The sequence below is a fragment of the Legionella resiliens genome, from assembly GCF_021344005.1.
Taxonomy (GTDB): domain Bacteria; phylum Pseudomonadota; class Gammaproteobacteria; order Legionellales; family Legionellaceae; genus Legionella; species Legionella resiliens.
On the sequence record NZ_JAJTND010000003.1, the window covers coordinates 43,109 to 66,388 of the forward strand.

Below are 23,280 nucleotides of genomic sequence, written 5' to 3' on the forward strand. Positions count from 1 at the left end.
TAGCTTTTATAACCCTGGCGCAGCGCTTCAAACATATCCTTGAACCTACATAAAGCGACGCGTCCTGGTTTTTACTGTGCTTACACTTAATGAGAGTATGAACAACTTGCCGCCTCCAAAATAGATTCATTTTCTTGTGGTGGTTTTTCCTTACTTTTATATGTTCTGTCGAGGAAGAAATCATTCGTTTTCTCCCTGGCTATTGTATCAATTGGCTCCAGCTGACCAGGTTCATCTTTATTTGAAATGCTGCTTGGATGATATTCACTTGCATCTTGGGTACATTGTCCAGACAGTAAAGAAGTTGACAGGATACCAAGGAACACACCAATTAGACTAATCGCCGATAAAGTACATGCGCTACTAAACCCTATAGCCGTTCCGGCTGTAAATGCTATAAGCGGTAAGGCTAATCCCCCTGTTGTAATTGTTGCTACTAAAACACTACCGATGAGTAGGGTGCTTGCTGCCAATAATAAGCCAATTGAGAGATTGGAGCTTAATAGTTTTTTAGGCCATGCAATCTCTTTATCTAAAGCGGAGTCAATATTGAGTTGAGTTCGATAAGAATTAAATAAAACAAAAAGTGTTGTTGATAGCATAATAGCCATTGGGATTAATGGAGAAACAGCAACTCCCGCTATAGAAAAACTCATGATAAAGGCAAGAAATGCGATAGTACTATAAATGAGTATGCCTTTGTTTTGGCTTATATTTTGCTGTAGGGCGCAATTTAATTTATTGTGTTTAAATAGATAATCTAATGAACCATTAAAAGTAATATCAGTAAAAAATGCTGATTTATCATTGGAATCCATGGCACAGCTAACTCCTCCTTTTTCAGAGACAATCCGACAACAAGGCGCATCATTTAAGCCATCCCCTACAAACCACACTCCTTTAGGATTGCTTCTTTCTGTACTCATCAATTTTCTTAAAAATGATTCTTTGTCTTTTGGCGTTTGCCCTGCATGGATATCTTCTTCATTAAAAATAAAGCCCATTTGTTTATTAAAGCCTTTGGCTGATAAAAGGTTATCTCCGGTTAACATGATAATTTTTTTGCCTTCTCTTCTTAACCGGTTGAGTGCCTCGAGGACCCCTTTTCTTACTTCATGTTTCACATAGATAATTCCTTTATAGATGCCATCTTCTGCTACACAGACCGCTGAAAAGCCTTGTTCGATTTTTGATTGTTCAGGTTCAGGGAGAGTAATGCCACTCTCTCTTAAGTAGTCAACGTTTCCAATTTGTATTATTCTTCCTTGCACTCTCGCTGTGAGTCCTCGATTTTTCTGGTCCATCGTGCATTCGTTTATTTCATCAAAAAGAAGTTGATTATTCATCGTAACTTCATAGTGTTTTTGAATTGCCTTAGCAAGAGGGTGCTCTCTGCCATGAGCTTTTTCCAATAAATAGATTCGTTGCCATAATGAGGAATGTATAGGAATGTCGGAAGATTCCACAATGGAATTTCCTGTGGTTAATGTTCCTGTTTTATCAAAAACTACTGTATGGATTTCATCCGATTGTGGTGAAATTAAACTGTCATCACGTAATTGGATGCCTTTATTATTACGATGATGGATGCTGATGAGTTGGGGTAATTGATGCGCGATAGCAATCGTGCAAGGACATACAGAAAACAAAATGCCAATAATGTTTTGTATTACTAAAGGAATAGTCGCTATTCCCAATCCGATTGGAGTAAAAATAGCCGCCATAAGACCAATGATAACAAGTGTCGTATAAAGATAAGCAAATTTGGGGGTTTCTTCTTTGGGAGTGGCTGATTCTTTAGCTCGGTTTGAGCGAAAGAGAAGCGTATTGACAGTACTATTGTATGAGTTTTTCTCAGCGTAAACAGTAACTTTTTTTCCAAGATTAATAGCACCCGAAGGAATATGCTGCCATAATTGTTTTGTTTGATGCGGTTCACCGGTTAGAAGAGATGCATCAATTACGGTGTTGCCTTGAACTAAAACACAATCCACTGGAAAGCACTCGCCAGCGTTAACTTCAATGAGCATTCCTTCTCTTAAAAGATTTCTTTTTTCTTCGCTTATTTCCTTGGTATCTATTAATTTTTGAATAAATAATAGGTGCTCCTGTTCTTCTTTATTCGGTTGCGAATCAATTTCTGAAGGGTTTTGTTTCTTAGATGAAAGTAGGTGCTCAATTTTTTTTGATAAGAGTTCGAGTTCGAGTTGGGTTAACTGATAACAACGGTAGTTTTCTGACATTTGAGGAAATAATGTTTTAATTCCTTTCAATTGAATTTTTTTAGATTTTTCAATAACGAGACGTTTAATCTCATCCATACCATTGATGCAAGCAATCAACATGGTTGGCATCATAAAGTTCATAAAGATCATGGAAAAATTACTTGCCAAAGGCATGCTTATGGCATGAAAAAGAGTATGGGCCATAGATAACAACCAGCCTAGGCTAATGGTCGTTGCCATATTTGCAAAATTTTTAGCGCGGAAGTTATGAAAAAAAGCAAATAAGTACTCTCGAGCGGTAAATGCGGTTGAAAAAAAAGTAAGAGCCGTTAAGCCAATGGTTAAAATTATTGATGGAGGAAATGTAAGTGTTAAAGCAAGTACAGCTCCCATGCACATTAGGTTAACAAGTATGTTAATCCAATTTTTTTTGTCGCTTGGTTTATTCCCATTCTCTTTTTGATCGTCAATGATCTCAAAAATAATATCTTCTTTAATTTTGGCAAAGATAATGGAATCAAAATTTTTTATGGGAATAAAATCACCTTGCTCACTTTCAATAGAAACAGTGAATTGATGAATACCTAAACTACTGGGTTCTGCATCTACGATAAGTCGGGCATCTGCAGGAAGAATCTCTTTTTCGATACAATCATTGATACAGGTATGAAGAAAGCCTTGTATTGTATTACCACAACCATCAAAGCACATGATGCCGGATACTAGGAACGATTTTTGAAAGATAATAGTTTTTGACATAGAAAAATGAGCAGTTAAATGCGTCAATCTAAATTACTTTGACCCAAATGTCATCAACTATTTAACTGATTATTTAACGAAATTACCCAGCTCACAATGTTACTTAATGCTCTTTATCCGTTATCAATAAGACCTACTAAACTATGACCTTTTTATGCATGAAATCATATACACCATTTTATAAAAGTTGTTAGGAATTTTTTATAAAAGTTTTAGTTTAAGTGCAATCATAACTAACTGAAACTGCTCATGATAGAGTGATGCATTTAAAAACTGAATTCTTGAAACGGGGGTGAAAAGAGCTTTCTTTCACCCCGTACTTTTAAGGTTATTGCTGTGTTTGTGCTCCGGGGCTTAGGGCTTCATTAGAGGGAGCGCCTGTACGAACACTTTGTAATAGTAAGATGCTATTCGTCATGAGAAGACGTTCATGGACTTGACGATCTAAATAAAGTTGGTAATTGATCTCAGCCAGTAATATAGCGATTTCCTTTTCTACTGTAGCAGGCGGTGCATTATTAAGGCTGTTAATCCAGGGGGTATTCCCAGGCTCGCCAGTACCACCTGTGCCGCCTGCAGCAGCGGTGGCAGTAGCACTTGGATCGCCAGAGCTTGTAGTATTATACAATCTCCAGGTTGCCATATTAAACTCTGTTAAGGCTTGACTTGTTGGGCCACTACTACCACTCGTAGCCTGTCCGCTTGCTGTATCAGGATTAGTCTGAGGCATTCTTCTTGACATGATATAATAAAGGTTGCTGAGTCCTACAGAGTTTTGGGCTGCGTAGGTACGTAAGCTCGCAAGATATCTAGCAAGGGTTTGCTGCGCTTGCATTTGTTTCGTTGTAAGGGTGCCGGAGGTAGAAGATGAACTACTAAGGGTCTGTTTATACCAATAGTCATAATCACTCCACTGAGGTAATCTTATTGGAATTACACCACCACTAACATAGCGAATAAAATTCGCAGCAAGTTGCTCTTGATTTTGTGCGGGTAGGCCATTTTTTGCTATATCGCCTTTTTGCTGGCCCGTCCCAAGGTCTTGCGTTGAATACATCAAGGGGGCAGTCAATGCATTACTATTCAGATGATTTAAAAATTGTTGAAGGTACGCCGGGTCAAAAAAAGTAATCGCGTTAGGAATTTCCCCTACAATGTTCAGGGGTACCAAGGTGTTATAAACCAATTTGCAGTCAGAAACAAACTCTGGCGTACTACTAGTAGGATTCATACAGTACGTATAATCAGGGGTCGCCAAAATATTTAATACCGCTTGACTTACTGGATCCTGTTGAAAAGTTGGTTGGTCTATCAACGGATTCACAGTCACTCCGGTAGATCCTGCAGATGGGCCTGAGGCAAAACCTGGAAAAGCAAGATTCGCGAGAGGATTAATAATTGTACCACTGGGATTAAGTTGAGAGGTATTTCCACCATCAGTAGGCAGGAACTGAGCAAAAGGATTACCTGTAGTTGTTCCTCCTCCTCCGCCTTGTTGGCCCTGACCTGCAAAAGTATTCACGGGAATCGAACCTAATAAGGTATAAAACTGATAAGCTTGTGATAATTGAGAGGTTGTTAAACTAAGGAGTTTATAGGTTACTGTAAAATATTTATTATCTTCTGTAGGAGGTTTCTTTACTTGAAAACCCAAGTATTGACCGAAGTTTTCAAAGTACTTTACTATTTTTTTCATTTCTTCGGTTTGTTGGTTTTGATAATATTGACTTGGATCAGTTCCTGTTCCTGTTCCTGTTCCTGTTGATGTTGATGTTGAGGTTGTTGTATCCTGTGCTGTAACAGAAAACGCAGTAAAATAAAGCACATTCAGCAACATAAGTTTAGACGCTAATTTCATTTATTCTTCCCCTTCAAGTGCACGTAAAACAAGTTTTAGACGATACTGGCAAAAAACTCGCGACAACAATCTTAAACGTTCAAATACAATGTTTCTTTTAAGAAAAACTCCAGCAGGATCATGGCTTCCAGTGCTTGTTTCCTCTGCATGGATTAAAACACGCGACGCACTGCCCGGATGAACGGTATCGATTGCTTGCAGCAATCGAAGTCCCCGGCCCGATTTAATATTCCCTACAATGCGAATAAATTTTTCTTCTTCAGCCAAGAGGCTCATATCTATTTTTTCTATGTCATCAAGTTCTTTGCCTAATTGCTCCATGGCTCTCTCAAACTCAGGATTTCCATCCAGGGTCCAATCTTCCACACTCTCCATAAAAGTAATCACTCTATAGATCATAGGATCAATATATTCAAACCAATACTGGGCGGACGCTTCATGACTTAAATCAGGCATATTTTACTCTTTCTTTACTGTATTTCAGCGGATGGACGAAATCATTACTTACTACTATAGTATATTATGAAAGATAAAAGAAAGAAGTAAAAAATATGAAAAAGCAGTCGCGAATAGTTAGATTAGTTTCGAGAATTATTAATGTACGTAGGTGGTTTGATTGGGAACGGATGAAAGCATTTACTCTGTATTTAGGAAATGGTTTTAAACGTTTATTCGTACCACAGAAAAAAGTTGAAGGGGAATCATTCAACGAAGCGGTCCAATTATTAAATCTTAGCGACGAAAGTATACTTATAAAACAGAAATCATTATTTCGATTGAGTATTATTATGGTGTTAGCTGCTCTTTTGATTTTGGGATATGCCGGATATCAGCTCTTTTTTGGTTCAATAAGAGCGTTTCTGGTGAGCCTCATTGTCACTTTGATTGCGCTGGTTTTAGCCTTCCGTTACCACTTTTGGTACTATCAAATTAAAAATCGCAAGCTGGGGTGTACCTTTAATGAATGGTATAGGCAGGGGTTGTTTGGAGAAAAGAAATGAATAAGTTGTTGGTAACTCTACTTCTCCTTGTATGTCCTGGTTTAGTTTTAGCAGATAACGCCAGTTCTTTGAGTTTTGCTCCTCCTGCAAGTGATTATTCGGTAGTGTTTCTTGGCAATTTATTCGGGGTTGTAGATGGTGTTTTAAGTGGTACAGGCAGCCAAATCATGGGCAGTATGTTTGCAGTATTTAATGCTGCAGTTTTGGCGTTGGGGGGTATAATTATTATGTATACCCTTTTGGTATCTACTATGAATACTGCCCACGAAGGGCAAATGCTTGGACAAAAGTGGTCCTCTATTTGGATTCCGATTCGATCTACAGTGGGTTTGGCTTTATTGATTCCCAAGGCTTCTGGTTATTGCTTGATGCAAATTTTTGTCATGTGGGTTGTTGTTCAAGGCGTTGGGGCAGCAGATAAGGTATGGAATGCCGCGTTAAGTTATTTGAACCGCGGTGGAGTTATTATTCAAGCACAATCGATCAATCCAGCCCAGGCACTTATTACTTCTGGTGATGATACGTCGGGTATTGGTGCAATTACAACAGGCGCGATAAATATACTTTCCGGCCAAGTATGTATGTTGGGTTTACAGACACAATTGACAAATTTACGGCAAAGTCTTCTTGATGCTCAGCAAAAACAATCGGGAGATTGTTATAATGCCGCCAAAGCGGGCGATAATAGCTCTCCAATAGCTAAGTTCTGCCAAACTACGGTTCCTGATTTTCTTAGTTCAGTCAATGCGATTACTGTTCAGAGTAAGGCCCCGGGGGCCAGTTCGTGGACTGTTGAAATGCCTCATTTTGAGGATGCAGCTTCTCCTTATTATTTTTTGAACGGGATATGCGGCTCCATTCATTGGAAGAGCATTGCTAGTTCAAAGGGATCAGCTTTTTCTTCAGACGGAAAAAGTTTGCTGCCTACGGATCCTACTGCGGGAAATAATGTGACACTTGGAAATAATACGCTAACTCCTGCAGAGATTGCCGCAACCCAGATGTCGCGAGCGATTGCAGTCCAGCAAATGTATTCGGATTTATCTACAGTCGCTCGAGTTATAGTGGGTAATGATCCGCAAATGTCAACAACGAGTAACCCCAACGCGTCTAAATTTTCTCCAGTTGCGACGCAGCAATTTGGTGTGCCCTATAAACAAGATGGAACGATATGTAGTACTTATTCTTCAAAGATAGCTGGTGATACGGAGAATAAGGATGGGAATTTATGTCTTACTTGGGGGCCCGTGCCGGGATCTGCAGTTGGGGGGACGCTGTTTAATGGTAATGAGTTAACTAATGCGATCAATGATTATAATGGTATTATGATGCCAACAGTCAACCTGGCGCGTCTAATCCAAAACGCTGGAACTATGCAGAAATCCACTGACTTTATCAATAAAGCTGAGACTCAGGGATGGATTATGGCTGGTGCGTACTTCTTTAATTTGGTAGCGATTCAGGGATCATCGGGTACCATCGCAAATGCAGGCCAAGTGGATGCGGACTCTGGATTGAATGAAAGTACCTTTAGTCCCGAGGCAATAACGAGCCCGTTTGTCCCTAGCAGTGATGGTAAAACGATTACCTGTGACAAAGGAAGTATGACCGATAAAAATAAAGACTTTACTCAATTATGTAAATGGTTTGGTCAAGATAATACCCAAGTACTGCAAGTACAGGCTTTAATTACAGCAGATACAAAGAACGCACCAAAGAAGAAGGATCCGCTGAATGTAAAAAGTGGTTCAGAATCATCTACAGTTTGGGGTTTTCTTAACAACTCACTTATGATGTCAACTCCTGGTCAACCAGGGATTAAGCCACTGACTTTTGCTAACACAATTAATTTTAGTGTGAATACATCGTTATACCGATTAGAAAGACAAAACTTCTCTTGCGGTGAAGTCAAACCGTTCTTCTCTATTTGTCTGGGACAAATACTCGGAAATATATTTTATAATATTATCTTAGTAACTATATATAACCTGTTTCTTGATATCTTTGGCCAGATTATCAATAGTGTAGTAATGGCGTTCCTGATGATTCCATTGCAAGGAATGGCGACAATCTTTCAACAGGGTTTACAAATTATCGCGCAGCCTGGAGTAAACCCAGTAGTTGCTTTGGCAAATATGGGCAACGAGTACATCAATTTTGCCGGTAACTTATGGATGCTCTTGTTGAATATGGCTGTATCCAGCGCATTAATCCCTGTATTTGGTATCTTTATTTTCGCTATGATGTCTTTGGCAATGCCGCTTGTGATCGCCTGGGTAGGTGTCATGGTGAGCGTAGGATTTACCACAGCTTATTATATTCCAATCTTGCCCTATATGATTTTCACCTTTGGTGCATTGGGTTGGTTAATTTCGGTAATCGAAGCAATGGTCGCAGCCCCTATTGTTGCCTTGGGTGTAACTCATCCGGAAGGGCATGAGGCTTTTGGTAAGGGTGAAGCTGCGATCATGATCTTGGTGAATGTATTCCTTAGACCTTCCATGATGATTATTGGCTATATTACAGCCATAGCATTATCCTATGTGGGGGTATGGGTTTTAAATGCTGGATACGATCAAGCTATCGCATTTATCCAACAGGAAAATAAAGATGCAGCTAAACTCGCGGGTGGAGTCTGGTCCTATGGAGGTTCGGATGCAGCTTCTGGTACGGGCGGATATACGGATTGGGCTGGGATTTATGCATTCTTCTTCTCTATATTGACCTATACCACTTTGTATTTAGTAATCATACAAAAAGCATTTACCTTGATTTCTTATTTGCCGGACAAAGTCTTACGGTGGATAGGTGGTACTCCTGAAAGCATAGGTCAAGAAACGGCACAATGGGGTGAGGAAGTAAAAGGTAAAACTCAAGAAGCAGGTAAGGAAACTCAGGGAGCGCAAGGCCAAATTGATAAGACTCTTGGCGGATATGGCGCGAAAGGTGTTGGCATGATTAAAGGTGCTCTGGGTAAAGCTGGTGGCGGTGGGAACGTTACTGCTCAAGGTAATGCTTCGAAAAGCGATAATAAGGATACTGAAGGTGGCCAGACCCCTCCAAAAAAAAAGGGTGACTTAGGTGGCGGTTCTAAGCCTCCTCCTGAGGTAGTTAAGTAAATGGAAGAAGCATCAACATACACGTTGATGCTTCTTCCTTTTCAAAAAGATCTAAATTGTAGTATAATTGTATTTAAAATAAACACTTAGCCGGTTTACATTATGCCTGAATTATCTGCTCCTAAAAGTACTATAATCAGCCAATCAGAAATGGCTGAAGATAAACTTAAAGAAGCTTCGCAAAAAGCCAAAATGAATGAGGAACGATTTATACAAGAGTTGTTTCTTTTCTTGCAAAAGATGCTCGATCCAAAGTTAAAGCAGGAAATTGATCCTAAAGAGTTACCTGATCTTCTTGAAAAGGGTGGCTATCAAGACCTTCCAACTGCTTTAAACAGCGCAAAAAATGCTCGTGGGCAGACACCATTGGTGCAAGCATTGCAAAATCAGGATTTCCCAATGGCAAGGGTCTTACTTGATTTTGGAGCAGAGTATGATTCCCTGGCAAGAGAAGAATATGATATTGCAATACGGAGCGAACGGGGTCGAAAGTCAGGTGATCTGATTCCTCCTCCTAAGGACTATATTCAGTCAGAACCAGAGAAATTGCATACAGTTAAAGAGTTTGGTCTCATTCTGGGTCTAGAGATAACCAGCGTAGATGGTACTCCTTCACAACGTGCGCATGTAGGACCTACCTATCAATTGATGACTGATGCAGTAAAGGATTATAGTCAGAGTTGCAGTAAGGTACCAGAGAAAGGCGATTTCAAGCAAATTGAAGATGCCTTTGGTTCTGCAAATAGTGCCGCTAAATATCAATACAGTACTCCAGAAGGAAGTCCTGAAGCTGGAAAGGAACTGAGTCAACGAATAAAAGAAGGAAAAGTAACCAGCGTCCCTATTAATTGTACAGGTCACGCGATGGGTTTATCTTTTGTACCCGTTGAAGGAAACTCTAATAGAACTTATTTAGTATTTACTAATCGTGGGGAAGGTGCTCGTCGAGGAGAGCATGGAACTCGAATCTATGAGGTAGACACGAAGGATATTACGCCAGATTTTATAAATAATGTAATGAGTGGCCATGACAAGGGACACTCACATGCGCAAGTTATGAAACAAATTGATCAGGTTACTCAAAACAAAGCTCCAGTATGTATCATCGAGCAAAAACCACAAAAATATGATAATTGTACGGTAGCGAATACGCGCGCGAATATTCATGGAGTTCTTCTCTGCCAGGAAGCAAATCGCAAAGGCGGCTTTAAGAATGTGGATCAAAAAACAAAAGAAGAAGTAAAAGGTCGCTACAAAGAATTTACCGATGATATGCGAAGTAAAAAAGTCCAACAACTGGATAAAGCATTAGAGAAAAACCCAGAAGATCCAGACCTAAAAGCTCTGAAAAAAGCGTATATGGATAAACCCAAAAGTAAACCTGCAGTTGTTGAAAAATCTGAAGAATCGATTAATATGCGTTCGCCCTAAATAGGGGATACAATCTTTTCCTTTCGTGTAAGTCATGGGAAATCTTTTTATCTTAAGTTTGACATAAAAGGCATTTCCATTTTTATGTTGAACTCACGTGAATAAAACAGCTGACATTCTCAATGGTTCATTTAGATTCGTAGCTTGTAGTTGCGAGATCAGAAATCCCACGGATAAATTCTGACATTTCAATTGGCTCTTGACCTATCTTTAATGAACTACGCACAAAATTTGCTGCCTCTAACACATGATCAAGGCTGTATTTTTTTAGTTGAATTGAATGTAAATAAGCAACAAAAAATTCTGTTTTTAAATTACCAGTACCTTTGCCCATGCCCGCAAGAGATGCATCAATAAAGCGAACTCCCGAACTCATTGCCGCCAAGGCATTAGCTTGTGCAAGCCCAAGGTTGTCATGGGCATGAAATCCAAAGGGGAAAGGATAATTATTAATGTATTTCTCATAAATTTCTTTGATGCGCGTGGGGGTTAAACTGCCATTTGAGTCAGCGAAATAAATGATATCTGGTGCAAACTCACTTATCGTTTTGATTGAATCATCAAGTTCATTTTCTCTGTAGCAAGAAATATTCATAAAATTAACTGAAACATCCATGTTTGCATTTTTTAGCATTTTTATTTTAGGCAAGGCAGATGCAAGTTCGTTTTTAGCAATGCAAAGCCTTACTAAATCGACGCCGCATTCTTTTAATTCAATAAGATCGCTCTGAGTGAGGTTATTTGGAAAAACCATAACCACCATTTTTGCTTTTTGAATCAAAGAACGACAAAGAAGTAGATAATCTTTGGCACACCATCCGGCTCTCCCTACCTGGGTGGGTACTAAAGTTCCATTGCGATAGCCAATTTCAATATATTCAATGCCTGAGTTATCTAGAGATACAAGAATTTTTTCTAATTGAGCATCTTCGAAATTAAAATTAGTTCGATGGCCTCCGTCTCTCAACGAAGCATCTAAAAGCATTATAGAGTCGTTCATTATAATTCCCAAGAGGTAACAAAAATCATACCTTCTTTTAAAATTATAGCTAAAAATAACGCATAACCGATAAAGAACAATAGATATGTATAAAAAGTTGATGTAATTTCTCAAAAGGAGGGCGGATAAAAAAAAATTTTGAATTTATTGCTGGTATTCTTTGGCCCCAGCAATAATTAATTTGTACACCCGCTCGCTGATAATACCCTGCTCAAATTTTGCTTTTGCATCCCAAGTCATAAGTTGACCTTTTTGTCGCACTAATTTACGTGTAGCAGAGGTTACATCGTTAGGATCACTTTCAAGTAAAATATCTCGAACCTCTTCATCAAAAACTAAATATTCTCTAAGTGCCACCCTTTTTTCGTCTATGGTAGGTACAAGCTTTTGCCAAATACATAGCCTAATTGTCTCTAAAATATCAATCGTTCTTCCTAAGCGCTCTTCACCAGCGAACGAAGTAACAAGACGCCGCATGGTTTCAGCAACACCTGAAGTATGCAAGGTTGTATACACTGGGTGTCCTGTAAGTGCTGCTTCCAATGCGGCACTAATTGTTTCTGCATCCCTACACTCACCTACCATGATTAAACGAGGTTTACGACGTAAAGCATTTCTCACCCCATCAGCAAAGCTTGGCAAGTGGCGAGGAATTTCTGATTGGCTAACCACTGCGGATATAGTTTCAATTTCATCATAAACAAATTCAATAGGGGATTCATAGGTCAAAACTTTACGGTTCGAATCCTCTGTTTCGATTAAGTCGCGAATAATCGAGGCCAACAAAGTTGATTTCCCTGAACCTGTTGCGCCCGTAATAAAGACGACACCTTCTTGCGGTGCAATTGCTTCAAGCACATTATCAGGTAGATTCATGGTCTCAAGTCTAGGAGGGGTTGTAGGAATAGTTCTGAGCGTAATCTGAATCGCATCATGGCCTTCTACAAGACATGCCGTCCCATTGACCCGGTAGCGATATCTAACCCCACGATTAGGGCGGAATTCATAGTGGGTATCAATGTCTTTACCTGAAAGAAGCTGGGTTGTCGCATTGGGTCCGTATATCGCATTAATTAAATCACCGAGCTCTGTATTAGATAAACGCCGGTTGGTAATGCGTAATAGTTTTCCATAAACCTCTGCATAAATAGGCTCACCCGTTTGGATGGTAATGTCAGAAGCATTTAAACGTTCAGTATGCTCCAACATTTTATCCATGAAAAGCGGAGTAAAACGTGTTGGCTCATCGGGCATTAAATGTATATGTGAATTATTGTTCATACTTCCTATTGGCGAATTCTGTTGTTATCGTTAACTGGAGCAATCGTAGGCTGCCAGGATTTATCTGTTATTATAATTTTAGAACGATTTGCCAATTTTTCCATATGTTTGAACTGTTCAAGAGCATTTTCATCCTTAGATACCGCTGCCCGCCATTGTTCGCTATTCACATTCAGACCAGGTAACGCAGTAATTCTTAATACTCTATCATCAATATGAATTTCGGAAGCATCGCCTGTTACACCCAAGTCTGTATGAGAGACATAGGGAGGAGAAATCATATTCATGGCTAATAATTTTCTATACAGGATCATTCCGCCAAAATCTTCTTTAATGCGGGCTATATTTTCCTCAAGAATGGTATTCGCTTGATCAACGCCATTTTTCCAGCCCTTTGCTACATAAATGCACCATATTTTTTTCTCTGTCTTGGTCTTAGGTAACAAGGTATAGTGAGGATATTCCGGTTTTACATAGTCCAACCATAAGTATTGCCGCCAAGTTGGAGGAGTTGTTACAAAATGAGCCTGTTTTGCAACTTTATAGGTACGATCGGAAATACGAATGGTTTGCGCATCAGCAAGATTAAGTGTATTTCTTCCTTCTAACAGTACTGGAGGTAAGATATTATGTTCCAAAATCAGGGAATTAAAGTCATAAATGGCATCGAGTCTGCGTGATTGCCTTATAAGATGCTCATCAATAATTTTGGCTCGATTCGCAAGGCCTGCTTGAGCGCCAAGACTTAAAGCAGTTTCTTTCAAGGCAATTTGACGAATTTTACCTCTTTGCCTTTTATTTCTGTCCTTTACATTCACATTGGCCATAGCTTGCAGTCCTGCTAATGAGCTCGTATCACCCATATATTTCCGTGAGTGACATGCAAGCAGTGAAGCAGACAATACAATAACTATTAAGCTACGAATAAATTTTGGCATAGCGTAATTCTACAACCTGACTGTTAGGGTAAACGTGAATATAGGCTTTTTTACCAGCTTGGTAATCAATATCACGCAGGATTTCAGCTAAACTTTCATCTTTAATGTTAAGACTAATTAAAACCGGAACGGAAGGTACTTTTCCTAAAACACGAAGTCTGAAGTGAGCTGATTTGGCAATACGAGCGGTTAATTCTTCAATAGGCCCCGACCAATCCACACTTGCCCTGGCTTGTAAGTTATACGAGTTAGGGATCGTGAGTGCGTTATCTACAGGTGGCGGTAGAATTACTTTTTCAATTCGTGCCATTTCATGCATGGAATCGCTTACAGATACAGCTGCTTCTGCTAATTTAATCGTAGCATCATCACTAGGATTGTTTACTGGTGGTTTTTTAAAGAGTACTCCATGTTTACAACCCACAAGCAGGACTGAGGCAATAAATAGCATGAGAAGCTTGTTGTTCATTCAATGTTCTTTAATGTCTGAGAATATTCGTTTGATTGAAACAGGAGCTAGGCTCCTTGTCAAGTCTATGGAAGAGGAATTGTATGAATTTGAATGGAAATGGTTTTAGAGAATTCATGCTTTAATTCAAGCGAAACTGAGAATTCTCTACAATTAATTTAGATTTTGCTGCCCAGACTAAGGGCTGTTTACATTTCTACTATCTTGGCTAAAATCGTTTGATTTTCTGTGCTACGATGCTCACATACTTCATGTATGCTGCGCTTCGGTGCTCGAAAATCAAACGATTTTGACTCAAGCTAGCGAAATGTAAACAGTCCTTATATGATTAAAATTAAATTAATTTTTCAAATAATGAATAGACAACTTGTCCTGCTTGTTTCTGTTTCATTTGTCGCCAATGTTTTTCATCCAACTGAATTACACCTGGTGATTCTAAATAAACAAGCCCTCCAGGTTTGAGTATGTTACTTTGCGTCATATTCGAAATACATTGAGGGAGATGGTTTTGCGCAAAAGGAGGGTCCAGAAAAATAATATCAAACTCCTCCTGTTTGTGCTGTAGATATTGTACTGCGTCTGTCTGTAGGAGTTTAAGTTTTGGGCTGTTAAACGAAGCGATTATTTTTTGTAAATGAGCATAAGCTTTAGGTGATTGTTCAAGAAAAACAACTCGCGCAGCTCCTCTCGAAAATGCTTCCAGACCCAAAGCCCCGCTGCCTGCAAAAGCATCCAGGCAGCGTGCTTCTCTAATGTCATGCATGAGCCAGTTAAATAAAGTCTCACGCACACGATCCGGGGTGGGCCGCAAACCTTCTACATCGGGAAAATGCAATTTTTTTCCACGATATAAACCTCCTATAATGCGAACGATCTGTTTCACGATTTACCTACGGTGACCAGTAACAATTTATCAGGATTAACTTGGTGTTTGAATGCTTGTTTTACTTGTTCACTGTTTACTGCATTGATGCGAGCAAGGTAGGTGTCAAGAAAATCTTCAGGTAGATGATAAAAAGTCATGCGTAATAAGATATTTGCAATACTGCGATTACCTGATAAAGAAAGTGGGAAACTTCCTGTAAGGTATTGTTTTGCCGCATTCATCTCTTCATCAGTTGGGCCTTTATCAATGTAGGCGCGTAACTCATTTTGAATAATATCTAATGCATCCTTAGTTTGTGTATTTTTCGTTGATAAACTGATGAGAAAAGGCCCTTTCCCTGACATAGGAACAAGCTGGCTGTCTATCCCATAAGTCAATCCTTGTTTTTCTCTGACTTCTATAGCGAGTCGAGAAACCAAAGCTCCTCCTCCGAAAATATAATTCCCTACAATCAGTGGGAAGTAATTGGGGTCATGATGATCAATACCGAGTTGGCCGAGCCGTATCATGGTTTGTGAGGATGGAAATGGAATATTTATCGTTTCTGCTTGGGTTAATTGAGTGGCTTGGGGGATCAGGGGGGCAGGATGTCCCTCTGGAAGTTCTTGAGTGAGTTGATCGGCAAGCTGATGTGCTGTCTCACTATTAATTGCACCTACCATAACTAAGATAGCGTTTTTGGCAACATAATAGCGTTTATTAAACTCAATCACCTGGCTCATATTAATTGACTTGACGGTATTGCTTGTTCCATTAACAGGATGTGCATAGGGATGTTGTTTGTATAAGGCTTGAAAAAAATGGAGATTGGCAACGTCTTCAGGCGATTCCTGTCGCTGTTCAATGGCCATCATCTGTTGTTTTTTCTCTCTTGAAAATTCATGATCAAGAAAGTCTGGATGGTTAATGATTTGTGTAAAGGTATCACTTGCTTTGGCCAATGCTTCCGTGGCGACTAGAGTCCTGAGATTAAATATAACCATATCTCGGTTGATCTCAGCTTTATATTGAGCACCAACATCCGCGAGGGATTCGGCTATTGCTGTTGCGTCTCGTCCCGCATTTCCTTGGTCCATCAAACGGCTGGTCAAGGCGCTTAGGCCGTATTGATCCCCATCATATGCTGATCCTGCCGCAAAAGCCAAGCTGACATCAAGCATAGGCACTTCCATGGCGGGATAAAAAATCACCTGAACACCATTTTTAGTGAGCCACTTTTCTGTTTTGAATATACTTGCTGTCGATGTATCTGACAGTGTAATCAGTAATGTTAGAATACATGCGCTAAAAATTCTCATGGTGCAGCCCTTTGTGGTTGAGGTTCTAATATTGCTGTCGTCATATTATTTTCCTGAAAATAACGTTGGGCAGTTTGCTGGATTTGTTGTGGTGTAATTGCATTAATTGCTTTAGTATATTCACCCGCTTTTTGCCAACCAATCCCGATTGTTTCTAACAAACCTAATTCTGAGGCTTGTCCAAAAATTGAATCTTTCTCAAAGGTTTTCTGAGCAATGATTTGATGTTTCACTCGTTGCAAATCTTGAGCAGTAACCTGATTTTTTTTCAAATCATCGATTTCGTTAAGGAGGCCATTCTGTAAATCACTAATTGTATGGTTTTGACTCGGGGATCCATAAACAATAAATTGGGTTTGATATCTTGTGTAAGGGCTATAATAGCTATTTGCATCTGTGGCAATATGTTTGCCACGAATCAGATTTTTAGAAAAACGGGCGCTTTCTCCTGCGTCTAAAATTCCAGCAATGATTTCCAGGGCATAAGGCTCATAGTCTTTTTTAGCAGTGTTCACACTAGGGACGGTATAACCCACCATTAATAAAGGTAATTTTGCTGAGGCTTGAATATGAACAATCTTTTGACCTAAAGCAGGCGGTTCTTTTTGTAATCTTCTTGCAGGAACAGGGTGTTTTGGCAAAGCACCGAAATAATATTCTGCCAAAGTGCGAACCTGCTCGGGGTTAACATCTCCTACAACAACCAAGGTCGCATTATTAGGCGCATAATATTTTTTATACCATTCCCTTATGTCTTCAACGGACATGTGTTTCAGGTCGCTCATCCAGCCAATTACAGGATGATGATAAGGCGCGCTTAGATGCGCTGTTGCCAGAAAACGCTCAAAGGCAAGGGCCTGTGGATTATCTTCAGTGCGAAGACGCCGTTCTTCCTGGATTACTCTAATTTCTTTGGCAAATTCATTGGCATCAAGAAGCAAATGATTCATGCGATCCGCTTCCAGTTCAAAACTGGCAGCAAGTTTTGACGCAGCTGTTTTTTCAAAAAAAGCAGTGTAATCATTATTAGTAAATGCATTGGCTTGTCCGCCAATTGCCGCTATGGTTTTAGAAAAGACGCCTAAAGGGTATTTTTCGGTACCTTTAAACATCATATGTTCTATCGCATGGGATACGCCGGTAATCCCCCCTGGCTCATCAGCAGACCCCACGTTATACCAAATCATGGATACAACTATAGGCGCCCGGTGATCTTCTTTAACCAATATTTTTAATCCATTATTCAATATAAACTCTTGCACTTGGCTAAAGGTCTGGCAAGATAGTACCATGAGTAAAGTAAAGAGTATTTTGCGCACAACTTAACCTCAAAGTAAAAAAGATGATAGAATTTCATATTTTTCAGGATTTGTACACTATATGATTAAATGGTTTAAACGAAGTCATGATTCCACCTCGGTAGAGGACGATCATTCACAAAGTACTACTGACTCATTGCCTGAAGCTCCTGTAGAAGATATCAAACAGGAACAAGAGCCTGCAAAAGAAGGCATTTTTGCACGTTTCAGAAAAGGACTAAGCAAAACCCGTCACCAGCTTGGTGATGGAATTGGCCGGTTATTATTAGGGAAAAAAGAAATCAGCCAGGATTTGTTGGATGAGTTAGAAACGCTGTTAGTCAGTGCTGATTTGGGAATGGAGACAACACAAACCGTACTGGGCCAGTTGACTGAAAGCATGGCTCGCAAACAGTTATCCGATGGTAACGCTGTTTATGAGGCGCTGAAATCTCATTTGCAAATGATTTTAAGCCGGAATAATCAGCCTTTAACTTTAGAGACCGCAGATCATTCGCCTTTTGTGATCTTAATGGTTGGGGTGAATGGGGCAGGTAAAACAACTACTATAGGGAAACTGGCGAAACAATTTCAGCAACAGGGCAAGAAAGTCATGTTGGCTGCAGGAGATACTTTTAGAGCAGCAGCAGTGGAGCAATTGCATGTTTGGGGGGAACGAAATGATATCCCAGTAATTGCCCAACATACAGGGGCTGATAGTGCTTCGGTGATTTTTGATGCGCTGCAAGCGGCAAAAGCACGCAAAATGGATGTCTTAATCGCTGATACTGCTGGTCGATTGCATACACAGGGCAATTTGATGGACGAATTGAAGAAAGTAAAGCGTGTATTGCAGAAACTTTGTCCGGATGCTCCTCATGAGACGATGTTGATATTGGATGCAAGCATAGGGCAAAATGCTCTGGTTCAAGCACGACAATTTCATGAAGCGATTGGTTTAACTGGAATTACCATGACCAAATTGGATGGTACGGCTAAAGGCGGAATTTTGTTTGCTATTGCTAATGAATTAGGGATGCCCTTTCGTTACATAGGGATCGGTGAAGGGATAGAGGATTTACGGCCCTTTGATGCTGCGCAATTTGTTGGTGCACTATTCAATGATCACATTTAACCAAGTGACGAAACGTTATCCGGGTGGTTTTGAAGCGTTAAGCCAAGTAAACTTTTCCCTGCAAAAAGGGGAGATGGTTTTTCTTACAGGACATTCAGGCGCAGGAAAAAGTACCTTACTTAAATTGGTCGCTCTTTTAGAATGGCCTACTTCTGGTCAATTGATCGTAAACGGTTTACGTCTGAATCAGTTAAAAAAACGTGATGTAGCTGCTCACCGAAGCCAACTGGGTATCACTTTTCAATCTCCTTATTTACTTAATGATCGAACAGTATTTGATAATGTAGCCCTCCCCTTGCAAATTCAAGGTATGGCATATCCCATGATTGCCAAAAGAGTGCATGCAGCCTTGGATATGGTGGGCCTATTAACCAAGGAAAAAATGCTCCCTGTCCATTTATCAGGGGGTGAACAACAGCGTGTGGGAATTGCGCGTGCTGTAGTACACAAGCCAGCATTATTATTGGCCGATGAACCTACTGGAAATCTTGATCCCAAACTTTCTACAGAAATCATGGCTATTTTTGAGCAGTTTAATCGAGTGGGGGTGAGTATATTAATTGCCACCCATGATTTGGCATTGATCGCAGGAATGAAACATCGTATTGTCATGCTTAAAGGAGGACGAATGTGTTAAAACGAGCACAAGCAATCCTTGCTTATCATGTGCAAGCAGCAATACAAAGTTTAAATTTGTTATGCCGCAGACCTTTAGCAACCATGATGACTTCCATAGTGATTGCCATTGCCTTAGCCTTGCCTGCTCTTTTCTGGGTATTTTCCGATAACATCGCTAAATTAACTTCAAGCTGGCAGAAGGGCGGGCATATTTCTCTTTATTTAAAACCGGGTTTGTCTGAAGTGGAGCAACAGCTTGTATTACAAAAAGTGCGTGAAACGGATGGCGTAGCTCAAGTTTCTTTAAAATCATCCAGTGATGGTTTATCGGAATTAACCCAGCAAGAGGGGATGCAGGATATTATGCGTTATCTTCCTGAAAATCCTTTACCCGCAGTAGTGGATGTTCTACCTGCCTTAATCATTGACTCCCCTGCAAAATTGGATTTATTGGCACGGAAATTACAGACCATAGCTCAAGTGGAAAATGCAAAGGTCGATATGGAATGGATAAGCCGCTTGCATGCGCTTTTAGGTTTTGCTGCCAAGTTTGCAGATGCATTACTCGCCTTATTAGCCATGGCAGTGATTATGATCGTTGGCACTACGTTACGCCTGGCACTTCATAGTCGACAAGAAGAAATTCAAGTGTTAAAGTTAATCGGAGCCAAAGATGCTTTTATCCTCAGACCTTTTTTATATTCTGGGGTTTGGTATGGTGCCTTAGGGGCTGTTTTTGCTGTCTTTATGGTGAATATTTTTATCTTCAGTTTGGAAGCTGCTGTGAATCAGTTGGCAGTTGCTTATCAAATGCACTATCCGTTAAAAAGTTTATCAATGCGACAGATCTTGCTACTTGTTTTATTTGCAGTTATACTAGGATGGATGGGGGCACGTTTATCGGTAAAACGTCAATTGGCTTCCATTGAGCCCCAATTATAAGCCCCTCTTTTTTTTACCTTATTTACAGAGAAGTTTTAGAGGAAAGAAGCATGAGTCAATATTTGCAACTTGCCGAAATGAATTTACCTGTGGGAAGCCTTGATGCTTACATTCACAGGGTTAATCAAATTCCTATGTTGTCTTTAGAGGAAGAAATTGCCTATGCGGAGCGTTTTCATGCTGAAGGAGATCTTGAGGCTGCGCGATGCTTGGTTCTTGCCCATTTGCGTTATGTTGTCCGTGTAGCTCGTGGTTATTTGGGATATGGCTTGCCCCTGAATGATTTGATTCAGGAAGGTAATATTGGTTTGATGAAGGCGGTAAAACGTTTCGACCCTAAGATGGGTGTACGTCTTGTTTCCTTTGCAGTGCATTGGATAAAAGCAGAAATTCATGAATTTGTTTTGCGTAACTGGCGTATTGTTAAAATTGCAACAACCAAAGCACAACGTAAGTTATTTTTTAATCTTCGCCAAATGAAAAATCGTTTGGGTTGGATGAGTCATGAAGAGGTAACTGCTGTAGCAAATGATTTGGGTGTAAGTTGTGAAGATGTGCTGGTCATGGAACAACGCTTGAACGCTATGGATACACCTTATGATGCTCCTGATGCGGATGAACGCGATGAATTTTATACAGCACCTGAGCGTTATTTATTTAATGCTAATGATGATCCTTCTGTTTTGTTGGAAAAGGAAAATACTGGAGATCATGGACGTGAGAGGCTGATGTTTGCTTTAGAGCAGTTAGATGAGCGCAGCCAGGATATTTTACAACAACGTTGGTTAGCTGAAGAAAAGTTAACGCTGCATGATTTGGCTAAAAAATACGGGGTATCCGCGGAGCGGGTTAGGCAGCTTGAAAAAAATGCCATGAAAAAACTGCGACAATATATAGAAAGCGAGTAAATTTCTTAACGGGTAGCCTGGGTGTAGCGAAGCGAAACCCGGGGTTTTCCTCTTGTCATAGATTCTGGGGTTCCGTTTTGCTACACCCAGGCTAAGTTTCTGCGATTCATTCCAAAAAATTACAAACCAGCTGTTCTACTCGTTCATCGAGTAAGACGCTCACATGATTTGCATCAGGAAGGAGGCAAAGTCTGGAATCCGGGTATTTTTTACAGAATTCGATCGATTCTTTAGTACTAATCGTTTTATCTAACTCGCCGTGAATACATAAAAAAGAAATGTTGGGGGATTGAGAAATGAAATGATGCAAACGGACCAGCTTAATGTCAAAGCCTGCTTGTTGCTTCATAACCTGACGTAGTTGCAGATAACCATGGCCGCTTAGTTTAAATTTTTTTGCAATCCGGTTAACCGGACTTCGCATTTGTGTTGGTGATGCAATTAAAATCGCGCGCTCTGGTTTATGATTTAATTGCCATTCAGGAAGTTGTCCCGCAATATTCAGAGTATTGAGCAGCATGGAGCCACCAAATGAATGTCCAATGACTGCATAGAAAGGTCCATGTTGATTGATTGTATCTTTTAAAATGGCGACTGCATCCGTCCAGGGTAATTGCAAGCCTTTTGCTTCGCCATGTGCTGGGAAATCAAGGGCATATACTTCATATCCTTCTTGATGCAGAGCCTGGATAATACGAGCCATATATGCTGCGCGTGATATCCATCCATGGGTAATCAATATCTTTTTTCCTTTCGCTTTTTTCTGTGGAGCAAAACGATGTAGTACATGATGTCGGGGAAATTCCTGATGAATTACCTCGGTACGTCTTCCTTCAATAAACTCACAAGCCAATTTGGCAAAAGTCCTATATTCTTTTTCCAAAGGAAAAAAGATAGGAGTAATAAAGGCCTGATAACACAATTGTGCAAGTAAAACATCTCTTACATGGATTAATGATGAAGTCATCATGATTATATCCCCATTAGAGTTTACTCTAAGTGTAGACTAAAAAAGAACATTCTATCATTTTTTATGTTTTCCAAATAATTGCTCAATAGTTATGCCCAATTGTCTACTATAACACCATGATGACAAAGAAAAAATCGACTTTATAGATGAGAAGAAAAAGAAGGGAAACAACCTCATGTAATTCATAACTTTATCTCTTTAACTCAATTTAATAAACTAAGCTGCTAAAAAGTTAATTTCAGGGAGCTTTAGATGCATACTTCAAATTGTATTTATCATGATAATGAGCAAGAACTCCATGGCTTTGTTGCATATGACAATGCTCGTACTGCTCCACGTCCTGCAGTATTGGTAGTTCATGATTGGTCCGGCCGCAATGAATTTGCGTGTAATAAAGCGAAATTACTTGCCGAAATGGGTTATGTAGGTTTTGCAGTAGATCTATATGGCGATGGCCAGCTTGGCTCTACTATTGAGGAAAAACAAGCGTTAATGAACCCTTTGATTTCTGATCAAGCTTTACTACGCCGCCGCATTCAAGCGGGGTATACTGCTGTATGCTCCATGCCTGAAGTTGACAATAAACGGGTTGCAATTATTGGATTTTGTTTTGGGGGGTTGTGTGCTCTTGAGTTGGCACGTTCTGGAGCGGAACTTAAGGGGGTAGTGAGTTTTCATGGTTTGCTGCACAAGCCAGGCAATTTAAAATCTGAACCAATAAAAGCCAAAATTTTAGCTTTGCATGGCTATGATGACCCCATGGTTCAACCTGATAAGGTGCATGCATTTTGCAAAGAGATGACCGAAGCAAACGTAGATTGGCAGATGCATATGTATGGACACGTACAGCATGCGTTTACTAATCCGCTGGCGTATGATACACAATTGGGAACCATATATAACGCAGTAGCTGCCCAACGTTCATGGGAAGCCATGATTGTTTTTTTGCAAGAAATTTTGATTAAGTAGTTTTTAAACGTGATAATGAATATGGAAAATGTAGGCTTCATTTAGCCTACATTGTAATATGTACCTAAACTAATATTTGTGGCAGAAATAAAAATGTTCCTGCTGCTGCGTTTTTTTCATAAGCCTTTTACTATTTCTGCTAAATATAATATCATTGGCTTCACAAAATTCTTAC

19 protein-coding genes are annotated in these 23,280 nt (G+C 39.9%); 8 read left to right on the top strand and 11 right to left on the bottom strand.

Going from position 1 to position 23,280, the window contains the following annotated elements:
* Nucleotides 1-86: 86 nt before the first annotated feature.
* The 3 genes from LXO92_RS03940 to icmW form a co-directional block, all read right to left on the bottom strand.
* Nucleotides 87-3,011 carry an HAD-IC family P-type ATPase gene (locus tag LXO92_RS03940; protein ID WP_232890421.1) on the bottom strand — a complete coding sequence of 975 codons (2,925 nt, stop codon included), beginning with the start codon at nucleotides 3,009-3,011 and terminating at the stop codon, nucleotides 87-89.
* Nucleotides 3,012-3,312: 301 nt separating this feature from the next.
* Nucleotides 3,313-4,842: a type IVB secretion system protein IcmX gene (gene icmX / locus LXO92_RS03945; protein WP_232890422.1), complete on the bottom strand. Its 1,530-nt coding sequence runs from the start codon at nucleotides 4,840-4,842 to the stop codon at nucleotides 3,313-3,315.
* Nucleotides 4,843-5,298 carry a type IVB secretion system protein IcmW gene (gene icmW / locus LXO92_RS03950; protein ID WP_182351429.1) on the bottom strand — a complete coding sequence of 152 codons (456 nt, stop codon included), beginning with the start codon at nucleotides 5,296-5,298 and terminating at the stop codon, nucleotides 4,843-4,845.
* Between the two features lie 95 nt (nucleotides 5,299-5,393).
* On the opposite strand from icmW, the gene icmV reads away from it, so the two are divergent.
* From icmV to ankD, 3 genes are all read left to right on the top strand, one after another.
* Nucleotides 5,394-5,843 (top strand): type IVB secretion system protein IcmV, encoded by a 450-nt coding sequence (gene icmV, locus LXO92_RS03955; protein WP_182351430.1) that lies wholly within the window; start codon nucleotides 5,394-5,396, stop codon nucleotides 5,841-5,843.
* Entirely contained in the window at nucleotides 5,840-8,962 is a 3,123-nt protein-coding gene (dotA, locus tag LXO92_RS03960) for a type IVB secretion system protein DotA (protein WP_182351431.1), read from the top strand. Before icmV ends, dotA begins: the two co-directional genes overlap by 4 nt.
* Nucleotides 8,963-9,064: 102 nt before the next feature.
* A complete protein-coding gene (ankD, locus tag LXO92_RS03965; RefSeq protein ID WP_232890423.1) occupies nucleotides 9,065-10,393 on the top strand; it encodes a Dot/Icm T4SS effector AnkD/LegA15 in 1,329 nt (442 codons plus the stop codon).
* Between the two features lie 127 nt (nucleotides 10,394-10,520).
* On the opposite strand, the gene LXO92_RS03970 is transcribed toward ankD, so the two are convergent.
* The 7 genes from LXO92_RS03970 to LXO92_RS04000 form a co-directional block, all read right to left on the bottom strand.
* Nucleotides 10,521-11,393, bottom strand: a complete 873-nt coding sequence (locus LXO92_RS03970) for a beta/alpha barrel domain-containing protein (protein ID WP_182351433.1) — start codon at nucleotides 11,391-11,393, stop codon at nucleotides 10,521-10,523.
* 144 nt (nucleotides 11,394-11,537) lie between these two features.
* On the bottom strand, nucleotides 11,538-12,647 hold the full coding sequence (gene dotB / locus LXO92_RS03975) for a Dot/Icm type IV secretion system ATPase DotB (protein WP_182352722.1): 1,110 nt from the start codon (nucleotides 12,645-12,647) through the stop codon (nucleotides 11,538-11,540).
* A 32-nt stretch (nucleotides 12,648-12,679) separates the two neighbouring features.
* Complete coding sequence (locus LXO92_RS03980; protein WP_182351434.1) at nucleotides 12,680-13,612, bottom strand: type IV secretion system DotC family protein; 933 nt, start codon at nucleotides 13,610-13,612, stop codon at nucleotides 12,680-12,682.
* The gene (gene dotD, locus LXO92_RS03985) at nucleotides 13,593-14,081 is read right to left on the bottom strand and encodes a type IVB secretion system lipoprotein DotD (RefSeq protein WP_182351435.1); all 489 of its coding nucleotides are present in this window, start codon (nucleotides 14,079-14,081) and stop codon (nucleotides 13,593-13,595) included. The genes LXO92_RS03980 and dotD overlap by 20 nt, the downstream gene beginning before the upstream one ends.
* 334 nt (nucleotides 14,082-14,415) lie before the next feature.
* On the bottom strand, nucleotides 14,416-14,964 hold the full coding sequence (gene rsmD, locus LXO92_RS03990) for a 16S rRNA (guanine(966)-N(2))-methyltransferase RsmD (RefSeq protein WP_232890424.1): 549 nt from the start codon (nucleotides 14,962-14,964) through the stop codon (nucleotides 14,416-14,418).
* Nucleotides 14,961-16,265 carry a M16 family metallopeptidase gene (locus LXO92_RS03995; RefSeq protein WP_232890425.1) on the bottom strand — a complete coding sequence of 435 codons (1,305 nt, stop codon included), beginning with the start codon at nucleotides 16,263-16,265 and terminating at the stop codon, nucleotides 14,961-14,963. The genes rsmD and LXO92_RS03995 overlap by 4 nt, the downstream gene beginning before the upstream one ends.
* Nucleotides 16,262-17,557, bottom strand: coding sequence for a M16 family metallopeptidase (locus tag LXO92_RS04000; RefSeq protein WP_255666587.1), 1,296 nt, complete (start codon nucleotides 17,555-17,557; stop codon nucleotides 16,262-16,264). The genes LXO92_RS03995 and LXO92_RS04000 overlap by 4 nt, the downstream gene beginning before the upstream one ends.
* An 88-nt stretch (nucleotides 17,558-17,645) precedes the next feature.
* Here LXO92_RS04000 and ftsY point away from each other — a divergent pair, with 88 nt between their 5' ends.
* The 4 genes from ftsY to rpoH are packed head-to-tail and all read left to right on the top strand — an operon-like array spanning nucleotide 17,646 to nucleotide 21,166.
* Nucleotides 17,646-18,698 (top strand): signal recognition particle-docking protein FtsY, encoded by a 1,053-nt coding sequence (gene ftsY, locus LXO92_RS04005; protein ID WP_182351439.1) that lies wholly within the window; start codon nucleotides 17,646-17,648, stop codon nucleotides 18,696-18,698.
* A complete protein-coding gene (ftsE, locus tag LXO92_RS04010) occupies nucleotides 18,685-19,335 on the top strand; it encodes a cell division ATP-binding protein FtsE (protein ID WP_182351440.1) in 651 nt (216 codons plus the stop codon). The genes ftsY and ftsE overlap by 14 nt, the downstream gene beginning before the upstream one ends.
* Nucleotides 19,329-20,258 carry a permease-like cell division protein FtsX gene (ftsX, locus tag LXO92_RS04015; RefSeq protein ID WP_182351441.1) on the top strand — a complete coding sequence of 310 codons (930 nt, stop codon included), beginning with the start codon at nucleotides 19,329-19,331 and terminating at the stop codon, nucleotides 20,256-20,258. The genes ftsE and ftsX overlap by 7 nt, the downstream gene beginning before the upstream one ends.
* A 50-nt stretch (nucleotides 20,259-20,308) precedes the next feature.
* Nucleotides 20,309-21,166: an RNA polymerase sigma factor RpoH gene (gene rpoH / locus LXO92_RS04020; protein WP_182351442.1), complete on the top strand. Its 858-nt coding sequence runs from the start codon at nucleotides 20,309-20,311 to the stop codon at nucleotides 21,164-21,166.
* A gap of 106 nt (nucleotides 21,167-21,272) precedes the next feature.
* Here rpoH and LXO92_RS04025 read toward each other — a convergent pair whose 3' ends face one another.
* Nucleotides 21,273-22,136: an alpha/beta hydrolase gene (locus LXO92_RS04025; RefSeq protein ID WP_182351443.1), complete on the bottom strand. Its 864-nt coding sequence runs from the start codon at nucleotides 22,134-22,136 to the stop codon at nucleotides 21,273-21,275.
* A gap of 252 nt (nucleotides 22,137-22,388) precedes the next feature.
* Between LXO92_RS04025 and LXO92_RS04030 the strand changes: the two genes are divergently transcribed.
* Nucleotides 22,389-23,105 carry a dienelactone hydrolase family protein gene (locus LXO92_RS04030; protein ID WP_182351444.1) on the top strand — a complete coding sequence of 239 codons (717 nt, stop codon included), beginning with the start codon at nucleotides 22,389-22,391 and terminating at the stop codon, nucleotides 23,103-23,105.
* Nucleotides 23,106-23,280: the final 175 nt, after the last annotated feature.

What these genes read in the sequence shown, in the direction of transcription:
- icmX (WP_232890422.1), bottom strand. Translation starts at nt 4,842, where the DNA reads ATGAAATTAGCGTCTAAACTTATGTTGCTGAATGTGCTTTATTTTACT.
- icmW (WP_182351429.1), bottom strand. Translation starts at nt 5,298, where the DNA reads ATGCCTGATTTAAGTCATGAAGCGTCCGCCCAGTATTGGTTTGAATAT.
- icmV (WP_182351430.1), top strand. Translation starts at nt 5,394, where the DNA reads ATGAAAAAGCAGTCGCGAATAGTTAGATTAGTTTCGAGAATTATTAAT.
- dotA (WP_182351431.1), top strand. Translation starts at nt 5,840, where the DNA reads ATGAATAAGTTGTTGGTAACTCTACTTCTCCTTGTATGTCCTGGTTTA.
- ankD (WP_232890423.1), top strand. Translation starts at nt 9,065, where the DNA reads ATGCCTGAATTATCTGCTCCTAAAAGTACTATAATCAGCCAATCAGAA.
- LXO92_RS03970 (WP_182351433.1), bottom strand. Translation starts at nt 11,393, where the DNA reads ATGAACGACTCTATAATGCTTTTAGATGCTTCGTTGAGAGACGGAGGC.
- dotB (WP_182352722.1), bottom strand. Translation starts at nt 12,647, where the DNA reads ATGCCCGATGAGCCAACACGTTTTACTCCGCTTTTCATGGATAAAATG.
- LXO92_RS03980 (WP_182351434.1), bottom strand. Translation starts at nt 13,612, where the DNA reads ATGCCAAAATTTATTCGTAGCTTAATAGTTATTGTATTGTCTGCTTCA.
- dotD (WP_182351435.1), bottom strand. Translation starts at nt 14,081, where the DNA reads ATGAACAACAAGCTTCTCATGCTATTTATTGCCTCAGTCCTGCTTGTG.
- LXO92_RS03995 (WP_232890425.1), bottom strand. Translation starts at nt 16,265, where the DNA reads ATGAGAATTTTTAGCGCATGTATTCTAACATTACTGATTACACTGTCA.
- LXO92_RS04000 (WP_255666587.1), bottom strand. Translation starts at nt 17,557, where the DNA reads ATGGTACTATCTTGCCAGACCTTTAGCCAAGTGCAAGAGTTTATATTG.
- ftsY (WP_182351439.1), top strand. Translation starts at nt 17,646, where the DNA reads ATGATTAAATGGTTTAAACGAAGTCATGATTCCACCTCGGTAGAGGAC.
- ftsE (WP_182351440.1), top strand. Translation starts at nt 18,685, where the DNA reads ATGATCACATTTAACCAAGTGACGAAACGTTATCCGGGTGGTTTTGAA.
- rpoH (WP_182351442.1), top strand. Translation starts at nt 20,309, where the DNA reads ATGAGTCAATATTTGCAACTTGCCGAAATGAATTTACCTGTGGGAAGC.
- LXO92_RS04025 (WP_182351443.1), bottom strand. Translation starts at nt 22,136, where the DNA reads ATGATGACTTCATCATTAATCCATGTAAGAGATGTTTTACTTGCACAA.
- LXO92_RS04030 (WP_182351444.1), top strand. Translation starts at nt 22,389, where the DNA reads ATGCATACTTCAAATTGTATTTATCATGATAATGAGCAAGAACTCCAT.